General features: G+C 61.2%; 15 protein-coding genes. 6 read left to right on the top strand and 9 right to left on the bottom strand.

The genetic code is table 11. The features are described from left to right. Positions 1-10: 10 nt before the first annotated feature. From B5D49_RS03160 to B5D49_RS03150, 3 genes are all read left to right on the top strand, one after another. A complete protein-coding gene (locus tag B5D49_RS03160) occupies positions 11-1219 on the top strand; it encodes an acetyl-CoA C-acetyltransferase (RefSeq protein WP_200806762.1) in 1209 nt (402 codons plus the stop codon). A 50-nt stretch (positions 1220-1269) separates the two neighbouring features. Further along, positions 1270-2571, top strand: a complete 1302-nt coding sequence (gene gabT, locus B5D49_RS03155; RefSeq protein WP_078716203.1) for a 4-aminobutyrate--2-oxoglutarate transaminase — start codon at positions 1270-1272, stop codon at positions 2569-2571. Positions 2572-2633: 62 nt separating this feature from the next. After that, positions 2634-4382: an aldehyde ferredoxin oxidoreductase family protein gene (locus tag B5D49_RS03150; RefSeq protein ID WP_078716202.1), complete on the top strand. Its 1749-nt coding sequence runs from the start codon at positions 2634-2636 to the stop codon at positions 4380-4382. Positions 4383-4432: 50 nt separating this feature from the next. Here B5D49_RS03150 and B5D49_RS03145 read toward each other — a convergent pair whose 3' ends face one another. The 7 genes from B5D49_RS03145 to B5D49_RS03115 form a co-directional block, all read right to left on the bottom strand. Further along, complete coding sequence (locus B5D49_RS03145) at positions 4433-4726, bottom strand: hypothetical protein (protein WP_144019093.1); 294 nt, start codon at positions 4724-4726, stop codon at positions 4433-4435. A gap of 87 nt (positions 4727-4813) precedes the next feature. Then, positions 4814-5185, bottom strand: a complete 372-nt coding sequence (locus tag B5D49_RS03140; protein ID WP_144019091.1) for a 4Fe-4S dicluster domain-containing protein — start codon at positions 5183-5185, stop codon at positions 4814-4816. 10 nt (positions 5186-5195) lie between these two features. Then, a complete protein-coding gene (locus tag B5D49_RS03135) occupies positions 5196-6278 on the bottom strand; it encodes a hydrogenase large subunit (protein ID WP_078716200.1) in 1083 nt (360 codons plus the stop codon). A 12-nt stretch (positions 6279-6290) separates the two neighbouring features. Beyond that, positions 6291-6662 carry an NADH-quinone oxidoreductase subunit C gene (locus tag B5D49_RS03130; protein ID WP_078716199.1) on the bottom strand — a complete coding sequence of 124 codons (372 nt, stop codon included), beginning with the start codon at positions 6660-6662 and terminating at the stop codon, positions 6291-6293. Between the two features lie 25 nt (positions 6663-6687). Further along, complete coding sequence (locus B5D49_RS03125) at positions 6688-7131, bottom strand: NADH-quinone oxidoreductase subunit B family protein (protein WP_078716198.1); 444 nt, start codon at positions 7129-7131, stop codon at positions 6688-6690. Between the two features lie 4 nt (positions 7132-7135). Then, positions 7136-7984, bottom strand: a complete 849-nt coding sequence (locus tag B5D49_RS03120; RefSeq protein ID WP_078716197.1) for a respiratory chain complex I subunit 1 family protein — start codon at positions 7982-7984, stop codon at positions 7136-7138. Between the two features lies 1 nt (position 7985). After that, complete coding sequence (locus B5D49_RS03115; protein ID WP_078716196.1) at positions 7986-9875, bottom strand: NADH-quinone oxidoreductase subunit 5 family protein; 1890 nt, start codon at positions 9873-9875, stop codon at positions 7986-7988. 598 nt (positions 9876-10473) lie between these two features. Here B5D49_RS03115 and B5D49_RS03110 point away from each other — a divergent pair. Further along, positions 10474-11100 carry an HAD family hydrolase gene (locus tag B5D49_RS03110; RefSeq protein WP_144019088.1) on the top strand — a complete coding sequence of 209 codons (627 nt, stop codon included), beginning with the start codon at positions 10474-10476 and terminating at the stop codon, positions 11098-11100. Positions 11101-11133: 33 nt separating this feature from the next. On the opposite strand, the gene B5D49_RS03105 is transcribed toward B5D49_RS03110, so the two are convergent. Then, positions 11134-11598: a hypothetical protein gene (locus tag B5D49_RS03105; RefSeq protein ID WP_234990613.1), complete on the bottom strand. Its 465-nt coding sequence runs from the start codon at positions 11596-11598 to the stop codon at positions 11134-11136. Next, positions 11595-13298 carry a hydantoinase/oxoprolinase N-terminal domain-containing protein gene (locus tag B5D49_RS03100; protein ID WP_159447119.1) on the bottom strand — a complete coding sequence of 568 codons (1704 nt, stop codon included), beginning with the start codon at positions 13296-13298 and terminating at the stop codon, positions 11595-11597. The genes B5D49_RS03105 and B5D49_RS03100 overlap by 4 nt, the downstream gene beginning before the upstream one ends. A gap of 241 nt (positions 13299-13539) precedes the next feature. Here B5D49_RS03100 and B5D49_RS03095 point away from each other — a divergent pair, with 241 nt between their 5' ends. Continuing rightward, complete coding sequence (locus B5D49_RS03095) at positions 13540-15807, top strand: PAS domain-containing hybrid sensor histidine kinase/response regulator (RefSeq protein WP_078716193.1); 2268 nt, start codon at positions 13540-13542, stop codon at positions 15805-15807. A gap of 54 nt (positions 15808-15861) precedes the next feature. Then, a complete protein-coding gene (locus B5D49_RS03090) occupies positions 15862-16497 on the top strand; it encodes a LysE family transporter (RefSeq protein ID WP_078716192.1) in 636 nt (211 codons plus the stop codon). Positions 16498-16564 lie beyond the last annotated feature (67 nt).

Genomic DNA, 16564 nt, shown 5'->3' with positions numbered 1-16564 from the left:
AGGAGCCACCATGTCCATGCGAGAAGTGGTCATTGCCGGATATTTACGAACCGCTCAATCCCGCGCCCGGCCCAAGGATCCGGAGCGGGATTGGTTCCACGCCCTGCGCGCCGACGACCTGCTCTGCGCTCTGCTCCCCGAACTGCTGGAACGCACCGGAATGCGCGGCGCGGACCTGGACGACTTTCTCGTGGGCTGCGCCCTGGGCGTGGCGGAAAACTGGACTTTCGGCGGCCGCACCCCCATTTTCCAGGCCAATCTGCCGGAAACCGTACCGGCCCGTTTTCTCGACCAGCAATGCGGCTCGGGCATGGCCGCCATCCACATGGGATACCTGGAAATCGCTTCCGGGTACGCCGACACGGTCCTGGCCTGCGGCATGGAGCACATGACCCGCGTTCCCATGGGACCAACCCTGTTTGAAAACGGCACCATCAGCATGAATCCAGCGCTGTTCACGGACGACCGCTACGACCATTGGGACATGAATACCACCATGGTCATGGGCCGAACCGCAGAAAAGCTTTGGAAGCAAAGTACCTTTTCACGTCGGGACATGGATGCCTTCGGCGTGCGCTCCCATCAATTGGCGGTCAAGGCCAGAGAACAAGGCTTCTTTGACGGGGAAATCCTGCCCCTGGACGCCCCCCAAGCTGATGGAACCACCCTGCGCGTCGACCGGGACCAGGCCGTGCGGGACAATGCGGATCTGGACGGCATGGCCGGACTGACCCCAATTTTCGACAAGGAAAACGGCGGCATCACCGCAGGGAACGCCTCTCCTCTAAATTCCGGCGCCGCAGCCATGCTGCTCATGACCCGCGAACGCGCCGCCGAGCTGGGCATCCAGCCCCTGGGTGCAATCCGGTCCATTGGGTTTGCAGGCGTGGACCCCACGGTCATGGGTACGGCTCCCGTGCCTGCCGTGCGCATGGCCCTGGAAAAAGCCGGATACGCCGTGGATGACATGGACTATTGGGAAATCAACGAAGCCTTTGCCATCGTGGTACTCCACGCCATGCGGCAACTCGGTCTCCCTGCGGGACGGATCAACGTCAAAGGCGGAGGTCTGGCCCTGGGTCATGCCATGGGAGCCACGGGAGTGCGGCTCGTGGGTACGCTGGCCCGCATTCTGGAAGCTGAACAAGGCAGGTTCGGCTGCGCCGCCTCCTGCATCGGCGGGGGCCAGGGCGTGGCAACCATCATCGAACGCATCTGAAGCACTTGTCATACAACCATTGACAACACCTCGACATTGGAGGAATATTTATGGTCAGCAACAACGATTTACTCCGGCGCCGCCAAGAGGCCATACCCCAGGGACCGGCCAACATGTTGCCCGCATTTGCAGCCCAGGCCCGGGGAGCCACCATCACGGACGTGGAAGGGCGGGAGTATATCGACTTTGCCGGAGGCATCGGCGTGGTCAACACGGGCCACTGCCACCCCAAGGTGGTGCGGGCCGTGCAGGAACAGGCGGAAAAATTCCTGCACACCTGCTTCCACGTCGTTATGTATGAAGGATACGTGGAGCTGGCCGAACGTCTCAACGCCCTGGCTCCTGGAGACTTTGCCAAGAAATCGTTCTTTCTCAATTCCGGTGCCGAAGCCGTGGAAAACGCGGTGAAGATCGCACGCTACGAAACCGGCCGCCCTGCGGTTATTGCCTTTCAAAACGGATTCCACGGCCGTAGTCTGTTGACCATGAGCCTGACCAGCAAGGTCAAGCCGTACAAATATCGGTTTGGACCGTTCGCTCCGGAGGTTTACCGCGCCCCCTACGCCTACTGCTACCGCTGCCCGCTGGGGCTGACGCATCCAGCCTGCGGAGCGGCCTGCGCCGACTATTTGGAAGAATTTTTCGTATCCCACGTGGCTGCCGAACGCACCGCGGCCCTGGTGGTGGAACCGATCCAGGGCGAGGGCGGATTCGCCACGCCGCCACCTGAATACTTTCCCCGGCTGCGAAGTATTTGCGACAAATACGGCATCCGGCTCATCGTGGATGAAGTGCAAAGCGGATTCGGCCGCACAGGGACGCTGTTCGCCATCGAACACTGGGGCGTGGCCCCGGATATGATCACCGTGGCCAAATCCCTTGCCGGTGGCATGCCGCTTTCCGGCGTGGTGGGCCGGGCCGAAATCATGGACGCTCCCCACGTGGGCGGCCTGGGCGGCACCTACGGCGGCAGTCCCACAGCCTGCGCCGCGGCCTTGGCCGTGCTGGACATACTCCTGGAGGACGGGCTGCTGCATCGCGCCCAAGAACTGGGCCGGCACGTGCGCAAAGTCTTTGACGGCTTTCAGCAGGAATTTGAAATCGTGGGAGATGTTCGTGGCCTTGGTCCCATGCTGGCGCTGGAACTGGTACAAGACCGCCAGACCAAAACGCCAGCCGCGGACAAGGCCAAGGCTCTTGTGGCCCACTGCCGGGCGCAGGGGCTGATCATCCTGGCCTGCGGCAATTTCGGCAACGTCATCCGCACCCTCATGCCGCTGGTGATCACGGATCAGGAACTGGACCGCGGCCTGTCCATCCTCAAGGACGGCCTGCACGCCGTCAGCGGTTGAAGAACGGCCTGCGCGCCGTCAGCAGTTAAGGACGCGGGGCGCATACAACTGAAAGGAGAGACATGTTCGGAGCTTACGGGCGCATGTTGCGCATTGACCTGACCCGGCGCTGGTATGACATCGTGCCCCTTTCCGAGGAATTTTTGACCCGACACCCCGGAGGCAAGGTTCTGGGTACCCGGCTGTTGCTGGACGAGAACCCGCCCGGCACCGAACCCCTCGGCCCGGACAACCGCCTCATCTTCACCACGGGTCCGGCCTGCAACGGTCCCAGCTGGGGAGGCAGCCGCTACGGCGTGTATACCAAATCCCCGCTCACGGGGCTGTATCTGGAGTCCTACGCCGGAGGGAAACTCCCGGAATCCATGGACGCGGCGGGTTTCGATGCCGTGGTCATCACCGGCCGCGCCGACCGGCCCACAGTCCTGGCAATCCACCCCAATGGATGCGACTTTCATTTGGCCCGCGACCTCTGGGGTATGGAGACCTACCAGGCCGAGGATGCCGCGGTGCAACGCTTCGCCCCCGTGGGCTATTCCCGACCGGGAGCCGTGGTCATCGGTCCGGCCGGGGAAAAACAGGTCTGCTTTGCCCTGCTGGAAAATGATTACTGGCGCAGTGCCGGACGGGGCGGCGCCGGAGCGGTCATGGGGTCCAAACAACTCAAGGCCGTGGTCTTTGCCGGAAACCGAAAACGCCCCCTGGCCGATCCGGAAGGCGCTTCCGACTATGCCAAGCAATTTCTCGCGGCGGGGAAGGATACGCCCGGAGCCAAGGGATACAAAAAATTCGGCACCACGGCCATGGTCGCCTTGATGAATACCGCGGGCGCGTTCCCAGCCAAGTATTGGAGCCAAGGCAGCTGCGACCATTGGGAACAGCTCTCCGGCGAGACCTTTCACGCGGAACACGATGTCCGGCCCCACGCCTGCCGCAAATGCTTCATGGCCTGCGGCCGCATGACCACGGTGCGCGGCGGACGGCACAACGGCCTGCGACTGGAGGGACCGGAATACGAAACCATCTATGCCTTCGGCGGCCTGTGCATGATCGACGACATGGCCGAGATCGTGCACCTCAACGACCTCTGCGACCGGCTCGGTCTGGATACCATCACCGCAGGCAACCTCTGCGGCCTGACCATTGAGGCGGGCCTTCGCGGACGCATCGACCAGGCACCGGGATACAACGATCCCGAAGGCTGCGCCGAACTGCTGCGGAACATGGCCGCCCGCCAGGGAATCGGAGAGATTCTGGCCCAGGGCATCCGCCACGCGGCCCGGGAATGGGCCATGGAAGACATGGCCGTACACGTCAAAGGCATGGAACCGCCGGGTTATGACCCCCGTGCCCTCCAGGGCATGGGCCTGACCTATGCGACCACGGCGCGGGGTGCGTGTCACTTGCGCACCACCTTTTACAAGCCGGAGCTGGCGGGCATGATTCCGCCCGATCAGGTGGAGGGCAAGGCCGAACTGCTCATCGACTTTGAGGACCGTCTCGCCCTGTTCGACAACCTGATCCTCTGCCGATTCTACCGGGACATGTATACCTGGGAAGAACTGGGCCGACTCATGGAACGGCTCACGGGCCTGCCCGGAGATAAAAAATCACTGCAACGCCTGGGAGCCAGGGCCGTGCAGCTCAGTCGAGAGTTCAATCTGCGCGAAGGTCTGACCACGGACATGGACCGACTCCCCTCCCGTCTGACCCGTGAAGCCCTGCCCGACGGCAAACACCTCAGCCGCGAGGCCATGGACCGCATGGTGGCGGACTACTACCGCCTCCGCGGTTGGAGTATGGAAACCTGACCAGGGGGGGGGCGCGGCCAGGAGTGACCGCTGCCCGCGTTCCCGCTGGATCAGTTGGTCGGGTATTTCCCAGCCTCATCCAAGGCGGAGCGGATCTTTTTCTCCATGGTCTCCAGCCCTTGTCCCAGGGTCCGGACCAACCGTCGCGCCGTGCCGGGCGAAAGCACCACACGTTGGTGCACCACCCCGGTCGCGGGGTCGGAACGGTGACGATTTCCCAATTCCAGCACCACTTCCTCGGCTCCTACATAGACATTAAAAATGTCGTAATACTGATATTCCAGCTCGGGATCGGCCTGAATATGCAATGCGTTCCCTTTTTGGTCCACGGCTTGTTTTCCCACGGCATGCTCCATGTGTCTGCAAGAGATAAAAAGCGGGGCCACGCCTGAGCGCGACCCCGCCGATTCATCCTATTCAGCCCGGAAACGCTATTCCGCTTCCTCGGCCTTTTTCTTCTTTTTCTTGGGCAGGTGCCCTTTTTCGCTCATGGTCACCTTTTGCGGTGCCGGGCCACGGTGGACGCTCTTCATGCTCAGGGCGTGGGTCGGGCAAACCGTGACGCAATGGCCGCAATAAATGCAGGCGTAGGGGTCACATTCCCAGGTCTCGGTTTTTTTGTCCACCGTGATGCACAGGGACGGGCATTTCCGCATGCAGGAACCGCAAAGAATGCAGTCCTCGGCATTGATGACCAATTCCCCGCGATAGCGGTCAAACGGCTCGCGGACCACAAAGGGATATTTCCTGGTGGCGGGTTTTTTCGCCGCATTCTTCAATACGCTGGGCGTCAGAAACAGCATGGTGGTCCCCCTACCTTTCCGTGCAGGAGATGCACGGGTCGATGGACAACACGATGACCGGCACGTCGGCCAGCTCGCAATTGGGCACCATGGCCAGCAACGGCGGCACGTTGGCGAACGTGGGCGTGCGGATGCGCATGCGGTCCAGGTTCTTTTTGCCGCTGGCCTTGATGTAGTACACGCATTCACCGCGCGGTTGTTCCACACGCATGAAACCCTCGCCCTCGGGGTTGCCCTTGACCTTGGCGGCCAGATCGCGATCCCCGCGAGGCACCTTGGCAATGGCCTGGCGTACCAGGTCGATGGACTGGAGCACCTCGCGGAACCGCACGGCCCCACGCGCCCAGGAGTCGCCCGAGGTCTCCACCACGGGTTCGAAATCCAGATGCCTGTACCCGCCGTACTTGAGCATACGCATGTCCGACTTGACGCCGGAGCCGCGCAGGGTCGGGCCGGCCGCGCCCAGTTCCCAGGCCTGCTCGTAGGTCAATACGCCCTTGCCCACAGTACGGGACTTGACCGTATAGTCGTTGAGCATGGTGGACTGGATTTCCTTCAGCTCCTTCTCGATGATCCGCAGCTCGCTTTCGATCCAGTCGCGCTGTTCCTGACTCAGGTCCGCGCGCACGCCGCCGATGACGTTTACGGACACGATGACGCGGTTGCCCGCGGTGGCCTCGTTGATGTCCATGATGCGTTCGCGGATTTTCCAAATCTGCATGAACAGCGCCTCAAACCCGAAAGCATCGGCAAAAAGGCCGAGCCAGAGCAGGTGGGAGTGCATGCGGTGCAGTTCGGACCAGATCACACGAAGAATTTCCGCACGTTTGGGGACTTCGATGCCCATCATCTCTTCAATGGTCTGCGAGTAGCAAACCGCGTGGATCATGGAGCAGATGCCGCAAACGCGTTCACAAACCTGGATCATCTGGTGGTAGTCGCGCTTGGCCACCAGCATTTCCAGACCACGGTGAACATATCCCAAAGCCGGAATGGCTTCCTTGACGATTTCATCCTCGACCACCAGCTTGAGGTGGATCGGCTCCGGCAACACCGGATGCTGGGGGCCGAAGGGAATAACGGTACGTGCCATGTTCGTCCCCCTTTAGTTGGTTCCCGCGACCTTGCAATTGTTCACGAGGGGCACCACGGTGACCTCCTCTTCCAAGTACAGGGTGCGATTAAAGTCGAGCACCAGGCCCGAGAATTTCATACCGAAGAGATCCTGCAACTCGTTCTCTGCCAGCAGAGCGCCGAAGTACACGCCGGAGATGCTGGGCATGGCCTCGGCCAACGGATGGTCCGAAAGCCGCAGGTGCGTCACTTCAAAGTCCTTTTCAAAGTGGTACAGCACGTCTACCGCGTCCTCGGCCGTAAGAGCCGTGGAAATGGTCACGAAGCGGCACCCTTCGTTCTTCATATTCATGACCTCGCTGACGAGATTGTCGCGGGTCACGCTGATTTCATTCCCTTTCACGTCGATTTCCCCTTGCGGAGCGGCCTTACCCGGCCTGCTCCACCTTTTGCTGGAATTTCTTCAGCCCTTCCACGACGCCGTCAATGATGGCCTCGGGTTTGGCCGGGCAGCCCGGGACGTATACGTCCACGGGGATGACCTTGTCCACGCCGCCCACGACGTTGTAGGCGTCGCGGAATACGCCGCCCGTGGCGCCGCACGCGCCAATGGCGATGACGGCCTTGGGTTCGGGCATCTGGTCGTAGATGTTCTTGAGCACCTTTTTGTTGCGGTGGTTCACCGTTCCGGTGACCAGCAACACGTCGGCGTGCTTGGGGTTACCCACGTTGACCACGCCGAACCGCTCCACATCGTACAGTGGTGTAAGGCAGGCCAGCACCTCGATATCGCAGCCGTTGCAGCTCCCGCAGTCGAAGTGCATGATCCACGGGGACTTGGCGCGAGAATTCTTGATAATCGATTTGAACATATCCCTACCCCGCGTACAGCCAGATGAGGTTCACGACGGACATGGCCAGTCCAACGCTCCAGACGTACTTGAGCATCCAGCGCCACGTCATGCGGGCCATGGTGTTGTCGATGAGAATTTCCAGGAAGTAGGTGCCGATGAGCAACAGCGCCATCCAGTACCAGCTGGTGGTCCAGAACAAGGCGCACACGCCCAGCAGCAGCACGGTTTCGTACCAGTGGGCCACCTCGGTGAGCGCCAGATACGGCCCGGAATACTCCGTGAGTACGCCCTTGACCAGTTCCTGGTGTCCGTGGTGCGAGGTGGAGAAGTCAAAAGGCGACTTCCGCAATTTGATGGTCAGCGTATAGGTCAGCACAATATAGGCCAGAGGAAGCTGCGCAATGAGCGGCTTTTCCACGGCCCAGGCAGCGCTGATGTCGAAGCTGCCCGTCGCCAGATAGATGCACACGAACACCAACACCAACAGCGGCTCATAGGTGAGCACCTGGATGAGTTCGCGTTGCGCCCCCACCTGACTGTAAGGCGAACGTCCGGCCATGGCGCCCATGACCAGAAACACCGCGCCCACGGCCTGGACAAAGAAAACCAGCAGCAGGTCGGATTGCAGGAAGAACAGCGTGCAGGCCACAGCCGCGGCAATCACATAGACCCAGGCGCAGATGATCTGCCACTTGTTCAGGGCCAGGGCTTCCTTGCCGAACAGTTTGAGCACGTCGTAGAAGGCCTGCATGATGGGCGGTCCCTGCCGGGACTGGAGCCGGGCCGTGATGCGGCGGTCGATGCCCGCGAGCAGCCCGCCTACCAGCGGAGCCACCACCAGGCCGAGTATGATGAGAATCAGTTCTTTCATTTTACAGCCCCCCTCCGATCATAAGCACGATGAGCGCCGCGCCCGCGATGTTGACCCACATGGTCAGCTTCTGCTCGCCGAACAGCTCGGACAGGTAGAGGTTGCCCGCGCCGAATTCCACGGGCTGGTTCATCGGACCCTTGAAGGAGCCGTCCTGCCCAAGGTTGGCGCCGCCCATGTAGGGATCCACCTGACGCAGCGAAGGCGCCCGGCGACCCGCACGGAAGGCCACGATCAATCCCAGGCCCAGGGCCGCATACAGGCCGTACACCGTGAATGCGCCCAGGCTGCCCGTAGCCGTATCCACGGCAAGAGCAGCAGAGGCCAGCATGGGCTGAATCAGTTCGGCATAGATCACGGGCGTGAGTGCGGAAAGCACCACCGCGCCGACGCAAAGCAGCATCAACGGCAGGTTGATGAGCGTGGGCAAGGTTTCCGAGGGCTGCCCGGGCTTGCGGGAACCCATCATGCCACCGCCCCATCTGGCCCAGTAGACCACGGTCAGAGCCGAACCCAGAGCCAGCATGATGATGACCCAGATGGAACCGGCCGCCGCCTCAATGGCCATCCACTTGCCCAGAAGCACGCCAAACGGCGGCAGGAGCATGGTCAGCACGCCGGTCACGGCGATGAAGCTGGTCCGGGGCATGCGTTCGTACAGACCGCGCATGTCCTCGATGTCCCGGCTGCCGATTTCCTGTTCAATGGTTCCCACGCAAAGGAACAACAGGGACTTGGAAATGGCATGGAAGATGATCAGCAGGATAGCGGCGGTGATGGCCAGCGGCGTGTTCAGCCCCGCACAAGCGATGATCAACCCGAGGTTGGAGATGGTGGAGTAAGCCAGAATCTTCTTGCCGTTGCTCTGACCGATGGCCAGGGCCGCGCACGCCACAAAAGTAAACGCGCCGCAGACGGCGATCAGCTCGGAAAGTAAGGTTCCCTGGTAAGCCGGAGCCATGCGCAGCACGACGTACACACCGGCCTTGACCATGGTGGACGAGTGCAGCAGGGCCGAAACCGGCGTGGGAGCGACCATGGCACCCAGCAGCCAGCTTTGGAACGGCACCTGGGCCGCCTTGGTGAATCCGGCAAAACACAGCAGGGCAACGCCCGTGAGCGCCAAGGCTCCCTGCGGACCGGCCGCCAAAATCGCCGCCAGGGACAACGTTCCGTAGGCCATGTAAGCCAGCATGATGCCCACCACGAAACCCAGACCGCCCAGACTGTTCATCCACAAGGCGCGGGTGGCGTTGGCCACGGCGACCTTGGTGCCGTCATGACCGATGAGCATAAAGGAACAGAACGTGGTCACTTCAAAGAAGAAGTAGAGCCAAAGGATGTTGTTGGCCAGCACCAGCCCGTTCATGGCACCCAGGAACAGCACCAGATAAAAGAAAAACTGGGGCTGTTTGGACTTGTTCAGGTGCAGGTGTTCCTCGTGCTTCTTCATGTAGGGCAAGCCGAAGATGCAGATCAGGGAACCGATGATGGAAATGACCAGCACCATGATCAGGGAAAGGTTGTCCGCACGGAATGCGGGAACCGCGGCGTGTTCCACCATGACGAATTCAAAGATCACCAGAAGAACGATCTGCGCCAGCGTGAAAAGCTGAATGAGCAGATTTTTGAGTTTGAGACCATAAAAGAGAATGACACCGAGCAGTGCGAAGTCGAGCACAGCGATGATCAAGTCCCAACTCAGGCCGAACAGCGTGCCCGGAGACCACGCCTCAAAGGAGCCCTGCATAAGCAGCGCCACCGAGGCCGCGGAAAGCACGCCGCCCGTGACCGTGACCACCAGCCGCCGCACCGAGCCGGAACGCACGATGAAACAGGCCAGTGCCGACAGCACGGGCAGGAGAATGAGGATCAAAAGCAGGTTGGACATGGACACCTCGCTTCAGAATGAATGCCAGGGTACGTTCCGATTTCGGCAGACCGCAGCCGACACGAAACGCACAAACCTCAGCCGTCGTCGTATTCCTCCACCAATATGTCAGGGAACGCCGAGTCCGCCAGGGACCGGAGCGTCATATCAGGCCCGGAAAAAGGAAGTTCGACTTCCCCGCGCAAAGGTTTTGGAACCCCTGCGGCTTACTTACTTAACCGCTCCAACGCAAGCATTATGTGAAAATATGAACACTATGTATATGTTTCAACATAGCGATTCAACACGAAAAAACAGTATTTTCTCGTTCCATTTCGTGGACTGCGGCGGCAGCATTGGACGCCTCCCCGGGGTTCCCCGGCCCTCGCCAATGCACCGCCGCACCACATACTAGGAGGAATTCAAAAACGATGCGCTCCCTGTCGGTGGAGACACTTTGTCCCATTCCCCACGGTATGACACCCTTTTCATCTTTTGCACGGTTTGACACCAAAACATTCCGCCCCGCTTATATCCGCGCCATTATGGAATATTCCCTTGCCGATGCTAAATTTTCCCATTGATTGACAGCAACGCTCAATCAAGCGAAACCCAACCCATGTCCACCCTCACCCTCCCCGCATCAACCCAAGCCGTGATCTTCGATTGTGACGGCGTGCTCGTGGATTCCTGGAACGCCGGGAAATTTTTTTTCAACAGCATGCGCCAAGCCGTGGGGCTTGGGCCGCTTTCCCCCGAGGAGGAGGCGGCGTGCTTTGTCCGCACGATTCCCGAAAGCCTGGACATGATCATCCCACCCGACAGGCGCGAGCAGGCGGACCAGGCATGGAAGTCCTTTGATCTGAATGAAATCCTGGATTTGATCCGTCCGCATGAAGGGGTAGCGGACCTCTTGGAACGACTGCAAAATGCGGGAAAAGGTCTGGCGGTCTGCACCAACGGAGGCGCGGAGCAGCACACCATTCTGGAACGTCATGGACTGCTCGGCTTTTTCGACCTGCTGATCACCACCGAGGATGTGGCGCGGGGCAAGCCCTGGCCGGACGGCGTGGAAACCATCCTGCGCCATTTCCGCATCCGGCCGGAACAGGCTGTCTACATCGGTGACTCCGCCGTTGACCAGCGTACCGCACGCAATGCGAACGTTCCGTTCTGGGCCTACGCCGACCCCACCCTGGAAGCCGGAGCGCACATCCGCCACTTTGCGGACGTGCGCCTTCCGTAGCGGCCCGGCCCCGCGAAAGCCATAAACCGTGGTCTATTTTTCGAGAGGATCGGTGCGGGTCACTGTGGTATAAAAAAAGGCCTTGTCAAACGGGCCGACATCGCCCCGCTCCGCCATAAGCGTAAAAAACTCCACCCGGGAATACCGACGAACGCGGTCTTCCGAGACCTGGTTGGCCTCGTAGTACGTTGCACGCTCGATGGGACGGCGGGATTCGGTCAGATCGAACACAAAGCCCTCGGCCTCGGCCCAGCCATGCACAAACCATTCGTCCCCATTGTTCAACCAGCCGTGAACGGCCTCGGCGGTTTCATTTTCGCTGACCACCTCGAGCACGGCCTCAAAACTCTGGGACCGGTAATGCTTGTGTCCCTCGTCCTGTCCGTCATGGTCATGTGAATGATGGTCATGTCCGTGGTCATGGTCATGACAGCCGCAACCGCAGTCCGGTCCATGCTCTCCATTGGAAGGCGGTCCGGAATCCTGATGATGGCTCATTGCTTTTCCTCCTGAACAGACTGCCCGGGAGTCGGCGGCTCCATGCGGGCGATCCGCTCCGCCACCAGGGCCGCGCCCACGGCGTTGCCCACTTCATGCTCCCGGGGAAAAATACATTCCGCACCCAACCGACGGCCCATTTCCTCCAACAACGGACGCCCGGCCGCCCCGAGCGCCACCACCGGCACCCGGGGACGCAGTTCCAGGGCAATGGTCCGCAGTTCCCGACGGCGACGCACCAGCCCGGCCAGATCGTGTCCCAATTCGGCACGCAGCATGTGCTCCACCAGGGCATCCTCGATCCCGCAGGAGGCAACGTCCACCACCTGCCCGGCAAAGGCCTTGGGATCAAGGCCCAGCCGCTCCGCCCAGATGGCCGCCCCACGGGACGCTGAATCGAAATCGCCGAACGCGGCCTGCCCGCTCACGTGCAGCGCATCCGAGGGGGTAAATCCGGTTTCCACCAGCACACGGTCCCGGGCCAGCTCCTCAAGACGCTGTTCCAGTTCAACCAGATTGCGTCCCAACACACGGGTCAACTCCGAAGCCGTGCTGGGACCATGATCCAATAAATATCGCAACAGCGGGCTTTTTCCCGCCAAGCTTTCGGCCCGGTCCCGGCACTCTTCGGGAACCAGCACCACGCGGTCCACTTCGGCCTGGGCCAGGCGATCCAACACGGAACCGGCGTCGTCCAACAGGGCCAAAGGCCGCATACGCCGGGGACCAACGCGGATCGCGCCATGCTCCACCCGGACATGGCTGTCTCCACCGATGCCCACGGTACGCAACTCCACAGCCCGCACATGCGTTTCCCACGGACCAATAATGGAGCCGCCGTCTCGCACCGGCACCTCGCCGCCGCGCACGGTGACCAGATCCGTGGTGGTGCCGCCCACATCCACCACCAGGGCGTCCGCATGCCCGCGTTCCAGGGCCGCATGCGCTCCATACAGCGCCGAAGCCGCCGGCCCGGCCGCAAACGTGGACAAGGGGCGGTGCAAAGCCTGCTCCGGGGTCAGGCTTTCTCCATCACCGCAAACCACGCTCACCGGGGCATGCACCCCCAGAGCGTCCAGCCCGGAACGCAGTCGCTCCAAGAAATGTTCCATCACGGGCAACAGCCCGGCATTGAGCGCCACGGTTGCCAGACGCTCTTCATGGGACGGCAGGTCGCTGACCTCATGGGCACAGGAAACCGGCAGGGGATCCACCATGGAGATGGCCTTGGCCGCCACCAGCTCGTGGTTGGGATTAAAGCAACTGCCCGACGCGGCCACGGCGTAGGCATCCACATGCCCCTGAAACCGGCGCACGCCGTTCACCAACGCCTGCACGTCCAGAGGAGCCTCCTCCCGGCCGCCCACCATGTGACCGCCTTGGACAAACTCCACCGAAACCACCGGAAGCCGCACAGGCTTGCGGACACCGATCTGGAACAGCCCGACCCGGGCGCCGCGCCCCTCCACCACACTATTGGTGGCCAAAGTGGTGGAAACGCCCACCCGACGCAGACGGTCTGCATCGCCACCGGCCTGGCGCAGCGCCTCACCCAAGGCCTCCAGGGTTCCGGTCCCCAGATCATGGTGCCGGGTAGGGCGCTTGGCACGCCCCAAGACCTTGCCTCCCGGACCGAGCACCACCGCGTCAGTAAAGGTGCCGCCCGTGTCCACTCCGGCAACAAAAAAATCATTTTCCATTGTCACACCCACAGATCCTGTTTTGCCGCCCCCCGGGACGGACTGAGGGAAAATGCGACCTCCACGGCAGGTTGTCAAGCAAACCCCGCCCATCCGACCCCGCATTGACAGCCCAAGGCAAAACTGAAATAGGATAAATACGAATGTATGGTATCCACTCGACGCAGATTGTATCCCCGTCAAATCCGGTCCCTCCGGTGATACAGCGACGGAATGACGCCGACAAAGGAGGAAATCGGCAATGAGCGCCGGCCTCTCCCAGGATTTGTTCACTCTCATGTCCGCCCTTTCCGGCTTAAACGATCAAAAACGCATCGTGTCCACATATTGCGCCACCATGGGGGAAATCTTCCCGGAACTGGAATTCCGCTATCTGCCGCCGGAATCCGATTCCACCCAGGAATCGGCCTTTCCATTGCAAACCGTGACCGACGAATACGGCGTGGTCGTGGTGGACGGTCCCCTGGATGATGCCGTGGCCGAGGACGAACTGACCCTGGTGCGCCACAGTGTGGATCTGCTTGCGGTGCTGCTGGAACGCGAGGCCCAGGCCATGCAGCTTTCCGCATGCAAAACAGCCGCCAACCTCTCCCTGCAACACCGTGAAAACGGCTTGGTACTCGCTCACGAACGGTTGCGTGAAACCCTGAACGCCATTGAAAGCCACCTCTATGTCACGGACGCGGAAACCAACGAAGTGCTCTTTGCCAACGACTGCGCCATGCGCGACTTGGGACCGGACATCGTGGGCCGCAAATGCTGGGACTCCTTGGCGGGTCGGTCTTCCCCCTGCCCGAACTGTCCCCTGGGGGAACAAAAGGGCAACGAGCAACCGGACAAGCCTCTGGTCTGGGAATCCAAAGCAGAAGAATCCCAACGTTGGTTTCACAACCAAACCCGCCAAGTGGATTGGGACGATGGCCGTAAAGTGCAGATCACTCTTTCCACGGACATCACGGAGCGCAAGCAGTCCGAAAACGAATTGGAACGCTGGGGCCAGATCTTCAAACATACGGGCATGGGCGTTTCCGTCACGGACCAGCAATACGAGCTGGCCATGGTCAACCCGGCATACGCCCGAATGCACGGCTACTCCCCCGAAGAACTAGTGGGCAAACAGGCACAGGAGCTGTTCCCCGAAGGCTATCACAGCAGTCTGACCGAACACATCAAACTGCTGGAGCAACGGGAACGCTATACGTTCGAGATGCCCCGACAGCGCAAGGACGGCAGCCAGTTCCCGGCCCAGATCGATGTGACCAACATCCTCGCCCAGGATGGGGATATTCTCTACCGGGTTGCCAACATACAGGATATTTCCGAACGCAAGGAACAGGAGCAGCAGATCCTGGCCGCCAAGGAACGCGCGGAGGCCGCAAGTCGTGCCAAGGATGAATTCCTTTCCAATATGAGTCACGAAATCCGCACCCCGCTGAACGGCATCTTCGGCATGCTCCAACTGGCACAGACCGCGGAACTGGACCCGGAACTGGACGAATACGTGACAACGGCCATGTCCACGGCCCGCAACCTCAAAGCCATTTTGGACGACCTGCTGGACCTTTCCCGTCTGGAAGCGGGCAAAATGCGCCTGCATCCCGGACCGTTCGCCCTGCGCGACTGTCTGCGCACCGTGCTGGGCAATTTTTCCGTCCAGGCGCAAAACAAAAACCTGCGGCTGGATTCCGTCGTACACCGCAGCGTGCCGCCCACCCTGGTGGGGGACGATGCCCGAGTGCGCCAAATGCTCTTCAACCTCGTGGGTAATGCCATCAAATTCACCCCCAAGGGCGAGGTGGAGGTCTCGGCAACGGCATTGCCCTATTCCACCCAACCCGGGGGGCTGAATGTGCTGCTCACGGTCCGCGACACCGGCATCGGCATTCCCCCTGAAAAAGTGGACCTGCTGTTTGAGGAATTCACCCAAATGGACGGCTCCTTCACGCGGCGATACGGCGGGGCCGGCCTGGGACTGGGCATCGTGAGCCGCATCGTGCGGATGATGCACGGGACCATCGCCGTGGAATCGGAACCCGGAACAGGCACCAGCATCCATCTTTCCCTCCCCTTTGCCCTGGAGCAGCAGGAGTGTGAAATCGGTGCAGACATCTGCCAAATCATCAAAGAGCAGCCGCTGCGCATTCTCCTGGCCGAGGATGACAGGGTCAGCGTCCTGGCCACGCGCCGGTTTTTGCATCGGCTGGGGCATTCGCCCAGTACGGCCGAAAACGGCCGTGAAGCCCTGGAAATGCTTCGGAGCGAACGGTTCGACGCCGTGCTCATGGACATTCAGATGCCCCTGCTCAACGGCCTGGAACTGACTCGCATGATCCGTGACGGGGAAGCCGGGGAAAACAACCGGGACACCCACATCATCGCACTCACGGCCCACGTCATGCAGGAGGACCGGGAGGCCTTTCTGGACGCGGGCATGGACGACTATCTGGCCAAGCCCGTGGACATGGACGCGCTCTGCTACGCGCTGTTCAAGGCCATCCCCAAACAATAAAACGCCCGCTCCGCCGGGGTTGCCTTGCGGCCCATTCCGAGGCATACCCCGGGGATGCCGGATCCGTATCTTTCCAGCCTGTTGGCCGGAGCCGTTCTCGGTCTTTCCGCCGGAGCCGCTCCCGGACCGCTTCTGACCCTGGTACTCACCGAGACCCTGACACAGGGAATACGCGGCGGGATTCGTGTGGCCATGGCCCCCCTGCTCACGGACCCGCCCATCATTCTGCTCAGCGTTCTGCTGCTGGCCGAACTGGCCCGGTTCTCCTGGGCATTGGGCATTCTCTCGGCCATGGGCGGTGTGGTGGTACTGCACATGGCCAGACAAACCTGGACCGCGCCCATGAACCTGCCCCCCGGAGTGGAACGGCGCTCCCTGTCCCTGCGCAAGGGCATGATCACCAACCTGCTTAATCCCCATCCCTACCTGTTCTGGTTCGGCGTGGGTGCGCCCATGCTGCTGCGCGATTACCAAGAGCACGGCGTTCTCGCCCCGATTCTTTTTCTCTCGTCTTTTTATTGCTGCATCGTGGGAGCCAAGGTGACGGTGGCCCTGCTTACGGCGCGTTCCCGCGCTTTTCTCCGCGGCCGGGCCTATGCCCTGCTGCTCAAAATTCTGGCCCTGCTGCTCGGCCTATTCGGCCTGTTCCTCCTGCGTGACGCCTGGAACTTAGTGCGCGGCCTGCTCTAAAACCCCCACCCGCCCCTGCCTGCAACGGGTTTCGATTTGCAGAACCCCGCGACTGTGGTATTCCTAT

Source organism: Paucidesulfovibrio gracilis DSM 16080 (assembly GCF_900167125.1).
GTDB lineage: Bacteria > Desulfobacterota > Desulfovibrionia > Desulfovibrionales > Desulfovibrionaceae > Paucidesulfovibrio > Paucidesulfovibrio gracilis.
Note: the sequence above shows the minus strand (reverse complement) of the source record. Positions and strands in the feature narration are given on the sequence as shown.

Excerpts from the sequence above, each read along its gene's own strand:
- B5D49_RS03160 (WP_200806762.1), top strand. The coding sequence starts at position 11 with ATGTCCATGCGAGAAGTGGTCATTGCCGGATATTTACGAACCGCTCAA.
- gabT (WP_078716203.1), top strand. The coding sequence starts at position 1,270 with ATGGTCAGCAACAACGATTTACTCCGGCGCCGCCAAGAGGCCATACCC.
- B5D49_RS03150 (WP_078716202.1), top strand. The coding sequence starts at position 2,634 with ATGTTCGGAGCTTACGGGCGCATGTTGCGCATTGACCTGACCCGGCGC.
- B5D49_RS03140 (WP_144019091.1), bottom strand. The coding sequence starts at position 5,185 with ATGCTGTTTCTGACGCCCAGCGTATTGAAGAATGCGGCGAAAAAACCC.
- B5D49_RS03135 (WP_078716200.1), bottom strand. The coding sequence starts at position 6,278 with ATGGCACGTACCGTTATTCCCTTCGGCCCCCAGCATCCGGTGTTGCCG.
- B5D49_RS03125 (WP_078716198.1), bottom strand. The coding sequence starts at position 7,131 with ATGTTCAAATCGATTATCAAGAATTCTCGCGCCAAGTCCCCGTGGATC.
- B5D49_RS03120 (WP_078716197.1), bottom strand. The coding sequence starts at position 7,984 with ATGAAAGAACTGATTCTCATCATACTCGGCCTGGTGGTGGCTCCGCTG.
- B5D49_RS03115 (WP_078716196.1), bottom strand. The coding sequence starts at position 9,875 with ATGTCCAACCTGCTTTTGATCCTCATTCTCCTGCCCGTGCTGTCGGCA.
- B5D49_RS03110 (WP_144019088.1), top strand. The coding sequence starts at position 10,474 with ATGTCCACCCTCACCCTCCCCGCATCAACCCAAGCCGTGATCTTCGAT.
- B5D49_RS03105 (WP_234990613.1), bottom strand. The coding sequence starts at position 11,598 with ATGAGCCATCATCAGGATTCCGGACCGCCTTCCAATGGAGAGCATGGA.
- B5D49_RS03100 (WP_159447119.1), bottom strand. The coding sequence starts at position 13,298 with ATGGAAAATGATTTTTTTGTTGCCGGAGTGGACACGGGCGGCACCTTT.
- B5D49_RS03095 (WP_078716193.1), top strand. The coding sequence starts at position 13,540 with ATGAGCGCCGGCCTCTCCCAGGATTTGTTCACTCTCATGTCCGCCCTT.
- B5D49_RS03090 (WP_078716192.1), top strand. The coding sequence starts at position 15,862 with ATGCCGGATCCGTATCTTTCCAGCCTGTTGGCCGGAGCCGTTCTCGGT.